Raw genomic sequence first — 6,518 nt, 5'->3', positions numbered from 1 at the left:
AATGCCCTCGATGGCCTGGCCAGTCTGGTTCAGCGTGGTGTTCACCACCGAAACGATGTCCGGATAGCCGATGGCCACCGCCAGCGAGCTGTTCTTGGTGAGGTTCAGGAACTGGCTGGTCATCGGCGGGATGATCACGCGCAGCGCCTGCGGCAGCACCACCAGGCGCAGCATCTGCTTGCGGCGCAGGCCCAGGGCTTCAGCTGCTTCCCACTGGCCTTTGTTGACGGCCTGGATGCCCGAGCGCACCACTTCGGCGATGAACGCCGAGGTGTAGATCACCAGGCCCGCCAGCAACGCGGCGAATTCCGGCGACAGCGTCAAGCCGCCCGAGAAGTTGAAACCCTTCAGTTCGGGCATGTCCAGCGTCAGCGAGGCGCCGCTGACCAGCCAACCCACGAGCGGCAAGCCGATCAACAGGCCGATGGCGGCGCGGCCCAGCGGGAACACGTGGCCGGTGGCCTCCTGGCGCTTCTTGCCCCAGTGGCCCAGGAACAGGATGGCCACGATGGCCAGGCCCAGTCCGGCCAGCATCCAGTCGAGCGAGTGGCCTTCCAGCGCCGGCACTTTCAGGCCGCGGTTGGAAATGAACACGCCCGGCAAGGGGTTGTGCGCCTGGCGTGGGCCGGGCATGTTCTCGGTGATGAGCGCGTACCAGAAGAACAGCTGCAACAGCAGCGGCACGTTGCGCATCACTTCGACGTAGATCGAGGTGATCTTGGCAACGAGCCAGTTCTTGGACAGGCGGCCCACGCCGATCAGCGTGCCCAGGATGGTGGCCAGCACGATACCCAGCACGGCGACGCGCAGCGTATTGAGCAGGCCCACCACGATGGCGCGGCCATAGGTGTCTGCGGGGGTGTAGGCGACGGGCGTTTCGCCGATGGCGAAGCCGGCCTCGCGGTCAAGGAAGCCGAAGCCCGTGGCGATGTTGCGCACGGACAGGTTGTGAAGCGTGTTTGAAACCAGGAACCACACCGCCAAAGCCACGGCGGCCAGTGCTATCACCTGATAGACCACGGCGCGCACGCCAGGGTCGTTCCAGTTCAGACGCCGGGGGGGTGCCGAAATCGGGGCGTTTTTATTTGGAGTTGTCATCGAATGAATCTACAGAAGTCGGACACCGGGCGGCTGGGGCCTGAAAGGCCGCGCGCCGCCCACTCCTGCCGCCCGCTCGGAGGCGGGCTAGGCATGGCGCAGGGGGACTGCGCCATGCCGGGCAGAGCCGTGTGTTAGCGCACCGGCCAGCCGTACATCAAGCCACCTTGCTTATAGTTTGCATTCAAGCCGCGGTCCAGCTTCATGGCGCTGCTCTTGCCGAGCGTGGCTTCGAAGCTTTCGCCGTAGTTGCCGATCTGCTTGATGATGTTGTAGGCCCACTTGTCATCAACGCCCAGGTTCTTGCCCATGCCCGGGGTCACGCCCAGGATGCGCTGGATGTTGGGGTTGGTGCTCTTGGTCATTTCATCGACGTTGGCCTTGGTGATGCCGTATTCCTCGGCTTCCAGCATCGCGTTCAGCGACCAGCGCACGATGTTGAACCACTGCTCGTCGCCCTGGCGGACCATGGGGCCCAGCGGCTCCTTGGAGAAGTCTTCCGGCAGGATGATGTACTTGTCCGGATTCTCGAGCGTGGTGCGGGTCGAGGCCAGCTGCGACTTGTCGGTCGTGAAGGCATCGCAACGGCCGGCCGAGAAGGCGCGGATGATTTCGTCGTACTTGTCGATCACGACGGGCTTGAATTCGATCTTCTGGCCGCGGAACCAGTCAGCCAGGTTCAGCTCGGTGGTGGTGCCGGGCTGCACGCAGATGGTGGCGCCGTTCAGTTCCTTGGCGCTCTTGACGTTCAGGTCCTTGGAGACCATGACGCCCTGGCTGTCGTAGTAGTTCACGCCCACGCCGATCAGGCCCAGGGTGGTGTCGCGGGTCAGCGTGACGGTGGTGTTGCGGGTCAGCACGTCCACTTCGCCCGATTGCAGCGCGGTGAAGCGTTGCTGGGTGTTCAGCGGGGTGACCTTGATCTTGGTGGCATCGCCGAACATGGTGGCGGCGACGGCGCGGCACAGGTCCACGTCCAGGCCCTTGTACTCACCCTTGCTGTCCGCGATGGAGAACCCCGGGATGCCCGTTGAAACGCCGCACTGGACAAACCCTTTTTTCTTGACGTTATCGAAGGTCGCACCTGCATTGGCAGCCGCGGACGCAGCGAACAGGGCGGTGCCAATGGCAGCGAGTTTCAGTACTTTCATCGTGATCTCCGTAGGGGTGATGCGAAGCCGAACGCAAGGCCGGGTCGGGCTTTACGCATGGGGCGGATGGTAGCGTCCGCAAAGCAGCCTCCGCATCCGGGAATTCCCTTGAAATATAGGGACACTGGATGAAATCAAACGCAGTTCGGCGGCAAAAACGGGGACACGGTTTTGTCGTGCAAAACGTGTCCACGCGGTCACATGCCGTGCCGGTTTCCGGTGACATCAGGACACTTTTTCCGCCGGACCGGGGCTGCGGATTTGGTCCGGCTTACTGTCCCCGAGTTACTATTGCGGCTTCATCCGACAGCCGCCATGATCGAATTCCAGCACGTATTCAAATCGTATGGTCGCGGCCGCAATATTCTGGCCGACATCAACTTCCGCGTGAGCGCGGGAGAGTTCGTCTTCGTGTCGGGGCCGTCCGGCGCCGGCAAGTCGACCCTGCTCAAGCTGATCGGCGGGCTTGAACCCGCCAGCCGCGGCTCGATCCAGGTCAACGGCCAGCGGCTGGACAAGCTGCCCGCCCGCGCCCGGCCCTACCTGCGCCGCGCCGTCGGCGTGATCCTGCAGGACACCCACCTGCTGTTCGACCGCAGCGCCTTCGAAAACGTGATGCTGCCCCTGGCCGTCACGGGCCACCCCTGGGATTCCGCCGCCGCCCGCGCCCGCGCCGCGCTGGACAAGGTCGGCCTGTCGGGCAAAGAAGACCTGAACCCCATCGAATTGTCGGGCGGCGAACAGCAACGCCTGGCGATCGCGCGCGCCATCGTCAACCGGCCCGCCATCCTGATCGCCGACGAACCCACCGCCAACCTCGACCACGACAACGCGCAGCGCATCATGAACGTGTTCCGCGACTTCAACCGCGTCGGCGTCACCACGCTGATCGCCTCGCACGACCAGGAACTCATGGCGCGCTACGCCACCCGCACCCTGCGCATCGATCCGGGCAAGTTCGCCGATTCGCAGGGCGACGCCACGCCCGCCCCGACGGCCCCCGCGGCCGGTCGCGGCGTTGCCGGAGAATCGGCATGAACGCCTGGCTGCGGCAGCATCGCTATGCGCTCATGGTCACCCTGCGCCGGCTGGTGAAACAGCCGTTCTCGTCGCTGGCCAACCTGCTGGTCATGGCGCTGGCGCTGGCGTTGCCCCTGCTGGGCAGCGCCATTCTGGTGTCGGTGCAGCCGGTGGCGCGCGAAATGTCCGTCACCCCCGAGGTCACCGTGTTCATGCGCGTGGACGCGCCCGCCGGTGCCGCAGCCGACGTTGCCAAGCGCATTCAGGCCGACTACGCCGCCGACATCCGCGCGGTGCGCGTGGTGGGCCGCGAAGACGCCCTGGCCGACCTGCGTGCCAACCCCGCCTGGGCGCAGGCGCTGGCCGTGCTGCCGGGCAACCCGCTGCCCGACGCCGTGGTGGTCACGCTTGCCGACGGCGAAGACCTGGCCGGCCGCGCCGGCAAGCTGGCCAAAGACTGGAAACAATGGGACCAGGTCGACCTGGTGCAGCTGGACAGCGCCTGGGTGAAGCGCCTGGAGGCCATCCTGCGCTTTGCCCGCATCGGGCTGGCCTTCCTGGCCGCCTGCGTGGCGGTGGTGGTGCTGGCCACGGTGTTCAACACCGTACGCATGCAGGCCCTGTCGCAGCGCGAGGAAATCGCGGTGGCGCGGCTGGTGGGCGCCACCGAATCGTTCGTGCGCCGGCCGTTCCTGTATCTGGGCGCGCTGTCGGGCGCCCTGGCCTCGCTGCTCGCCATCGGCGTGGCGGCGTTGGCGCTGTCGCCCCTGAACAACGCCCTGCTCGGCCTGGCCCGCAGCTACGGGGCCGAGTTCGCGCTGCATCTGCCCGGCGCCCCCGTGCTGCTGGTGGCCATCGTGGCCTCGGCCGCCCTGGGCGCACTGTCGGCGCGCTGGTCCGTGACCCGCAGCACGCGGTTCTGAACCCGGGCCCAAGCCCGGTTCTAAACCTTCGTATAGCCCCCGATCGTCCCCGTGATCCGGGGAAAGACCCCGCCTGGTCCTGTGTAGGATGGATGCACCATCCTCGCAGCGGCCCTGCGCGGCCCGTCGGCGTGAATACCAAGGAACTGCAAACGCTTATAAATCAGGGACATAACAAAGTTGCGGTTACACAGGATTTCACCCTATTGTTGGCGAGATGTGTAAGAATAAAGCGACATTTTTGCACATATTTTGAAACGTTTATTGTTCCACCGAGCGCTGCCCTTCGTGTCCCAATCGCTGTTCTTGCCCTTTATTCCGCTCCATGGTCGCCCGTCTTGAAGCCCGTGCGACGCGCCATTACTTCGATAGCGCGTTCCAGTGTCAGGCGGTGAAGGTACTCCCCAACGAGTACTACGTCACCGACGAAGACCTGATGATCTCGACCGTGCTCGGGTCGTGCGTGGCCGCCTGTATCCACGACCCCGTCACCGGTGTGGGCGGCATGAATCACTTCATGCTGCCCGAGGGCGACATGCAGTCGCCTGCCTCGGCCACCATGCGCTACGGCGCGTTCGCCATGGAAGTGCTGATCAACGAGCTGCTCAAGGCCGGCGCGGTACGCGACCGCCTGGAAGCCAAGGTGTTCGGCGGCGGCGCCGTGCTCTCGGCCATGCAGCAGATGAACATCGGCGAACGTAACGGCCAGTTCGTCCTGAACTACCTGAAGACGGAAGGCATTCCGGTCAAGGCGCAGGACTTGGGCGACGTGCACGCGCGCCGCATCAACTATTTCCCGCGCGACGGCCGCGTGATGGTGCGCAAGATGGCGCCCCACCACCAGCGCGCCGAAGAAATCATTGCCAAGCGCGAACAGGCCGCCGCCCAGAGCGTGCAGGCCAAGACCCAGAGCCCGCCGCGGGTCGAACGCTTTGCGCCGCCTGGCGTCGAGCGCTTTGACCGGCCGGCCGCGCGTCCCGGCGTGGAACGCTTCGACCGCCCTGGCGTCGAGCGTTTCGATCGGCCTGCGGCCCGCCCTGGCGTGGAACGCTTCGACACCGGCGTGGTCCGGCGCCGCAAGCCAGAGACCGCTGGCAGCTGAGCCCTGCCCGGCCGGCACCTGTGCCGGCCGCTATGCCCGCCCCCCGGTCGGTGTCAGCGGCCGAAGCGGGCGCGGTACTCGCTGGGCGACACGCCCAACCGCCGCTGGAACACCTCGCGCAGATGACGCGCATCCCGAAAACCGCAACGAAAGGCCACGGTCTTGAGCGGCGCGGACTCTCGTTCGAGCCGCGCGCGCGCCGCATCCACGCGCGCACTTTCGACGAAATCCGCCGGCGTCACCCCCGCATCGCGCAGGAACACACGCGAGAAATTGCGGCGGCTCATGTGGGCCTGCGCCGCCAGCGCATCCAGGCCCAGGTCGTCGGCCAGGTGGCCCAGCACGTACTGCTGCACCTGGGCGACGGCTGACGTTTCCTCGACGAACGGCGTCAGGAACGGGCTGAACTGCGATTGGCCGCCCGCGCGCTGCATGAAGACGACCAGCCGCTTGGCCACGTTCAGCGCCACATCCGGCCCATGGTCCTGCGCCACCAGGTACAGCGCCAGGTCGATGCCCGCCGTGACGCCGGCCGAGGTGTGCAGCCGGCCATCCTGGGCATACAGGCGGTCGGCCTGCACCTGCAGGTCCGGATAGCGCGCGGCCAGCGTCTGCGCGTCGTTCCAGTGCGTGGTCACGACGGCGCCTGGCGGCAGGCCGGCTCGGGCCAGCAGGAACACGCCATTGCAGATCGAGCCGTAGCGCGGCGCCTTGGCACAGGCTTCGCGCAGCCAGGCCAGGGCCTCGTCCGGTTCGCGGATGTCGGGCAGGCCCGGTCCGCCGGCGGCCAGCAGCAGGTCGGGCACGTCGACGGCATCGGTGTAGTGCCGCTGCGGCGCCAGCAGCATGCCGTTGGAACAGGGCACGGCGCCGCGCGTCAGGCCGATCAGTTCCAGCCGGTAATGCTGGGCGGGCAGCAGGAAGCGGTTGGCTTCGGCGAACACGTCCAGCGGCCCGCTGACGTCCAGGGACTGCACTCCGGGGAACACGACGATGGCGACGGATTTCATGGCGGCGGGCAATGGCGCAGGAGAGGAAGGCCGGCGGGCGGCATGCCGCTACCTTAGCCCAGCGGGGCCGTGCCGAGCGCCTCGCCTCACACGCCCTGGCCGCAATCCGTACCAGGGCGGCGCTGATCCGCCGCCGGCCAGGGCCTTGGCCGCAGGACGCGCCACGCTGGCCGGAATCCGTGCCGCGCGGCGCTCGTGCACGCAGGCGCCACCG

Annotated in this window: 6 protein-coding genes; 3 read left to right on the top strand and 3 right to left on the bottom strand. The window is 66.7% G+C overall.

Features of this window, described 5'->3' with window-relative positions:
• Positions 1-1,098 (bottom strand): amino acid ABC transporter permease (locus tag U858_RS0102445; RefSeq protein ID WP_025135605.1); only part of this gene is annotated, 1,098 nt, incomplete at its 3' end.
• Between the two features lie 134 nt (positions 1,099-1,232).
• Positions 1,233-2,249: an amino acid ABC transporter substrate-binding protein gene (locus tag U858_RS0102440; RefSeq protein ID WP_025135604.1), complete on the bottom strand. Its 1,017-nt coding sequence runs from the start codon at positions 2,247-2,249 to the stop codon at positions 1,233-1,235.
• Between the two features lie 315 nt (positions 2,250-2,564).
• Between U858_RS0102440 and U858_RS0102435 the strand changes: the two genes are divergently transcribed.
• The 3 genes from U858_RS0102435 to cheD all read left to right on the top strand — a co-directional run bounded on the left by U858_RS0102435 (position 2,565) and on the right by cheD (position 5,294).
• Positions 2,565-3,287, top strand: coding sequence for a cell division ATP-binding protein FtsE (locus U858_RS0102435; protein WP_025135603.1), 723 nt, complete (start codon positions 2,565-2,567; stop codon positions 3,285-3,287).
• Complete coding sequence (locus U858_RS0102430; protein ID WP_025135602.1) at positions 3,284-4,192, top strand: ABC transporter permease; 909 nt, start codon at positions 3,284-3,286, stop codon at positions 4,190-4,192. Before U858_RS0102435 ends, U858_RS0102430 begins: the two co-directional genes overlap by 4 nt.
• A gap of 325 nt (positions 4,193-4,517) precedes the next feature.
• A complete protein-coding gene (gene cheD / locus U858_RS0102425; RefSeq protein WP_025135601.1) occupies positions 4,518-5,294 on the top strand; it encodes a chemoreceptor glutamine deamidase CheD in 777 nt (258 codons plus the stop codon).
• Positions 5,295-5,347: 53 nt separating this feature from the next.
• On the opposite strand, the gene U858_RS0102420 is transcribed toward cheD, so the two are convergent.
• Positions 5,348-6,304: a GlxA family transcriptional regulator gene (locus U858_RS0102420; RefSeq protein WP_025135600.1), complete on the bottom strand. Its 957-nt coding sequence runs from the start codon at positions 6,302-6,304 to the stop codon at positions 5,348-5,350.
• Positions 6,305-6,518 lie beyond the last annotated feature (214 nt).

The organism is Achromobacter sp. DH1f, from assembly GCF_000633435.1.
Lineage (GTDB): Bacteria > Pseudomonadota > Gammaproteobacteria > Burkholderiales > Burkholderiaceae_B > Achromobacter > Achromobacter deleyi.
Note: the sequence above shows the minus strand (reverse complement) of the source record. Positions and strands in the feature narration are given on the sequence as shown.

Bases quoted from the DNA above. Each gene is read 5' to 3' on its own strand.
- U858_RS0102440 (WP_025135604.1), bottom strand. From the start codon at position 2,249: ATGAAAGTACTGAAACTCGCTGCCATTGGCACCGCCCTGTTCGCTGCG.
- U858_RS0102435 (WP_025135603.1), top strand. From the start codon at position 2,565: ATGATCGAATTCCAGCACGTATTCAAATCGTATGGTCGCGGCCGCAAT.
- U858_RS0102430 (WP_025135602.1), top strand. From the start codon at position 3,284: ATGAACGCCTGGCTGCGGCAGCATCGCTATGCGCTCATGGTCACCCTG.
- cheD (WP_025135601.1), top strand. From the start codon at position 4,518: ATGGTCGCCCGTCTTGAAGCCCGTGCGACGCGCCATTACTTCGATAGC.
- U858_RS0102420 (WP_025135600.1), bottom strand. From the start codon at position 6,304: ATGAAATCCGTCGCCATCGTCGTGTTCCCCGGAGTGCAGTCCCTGGAC.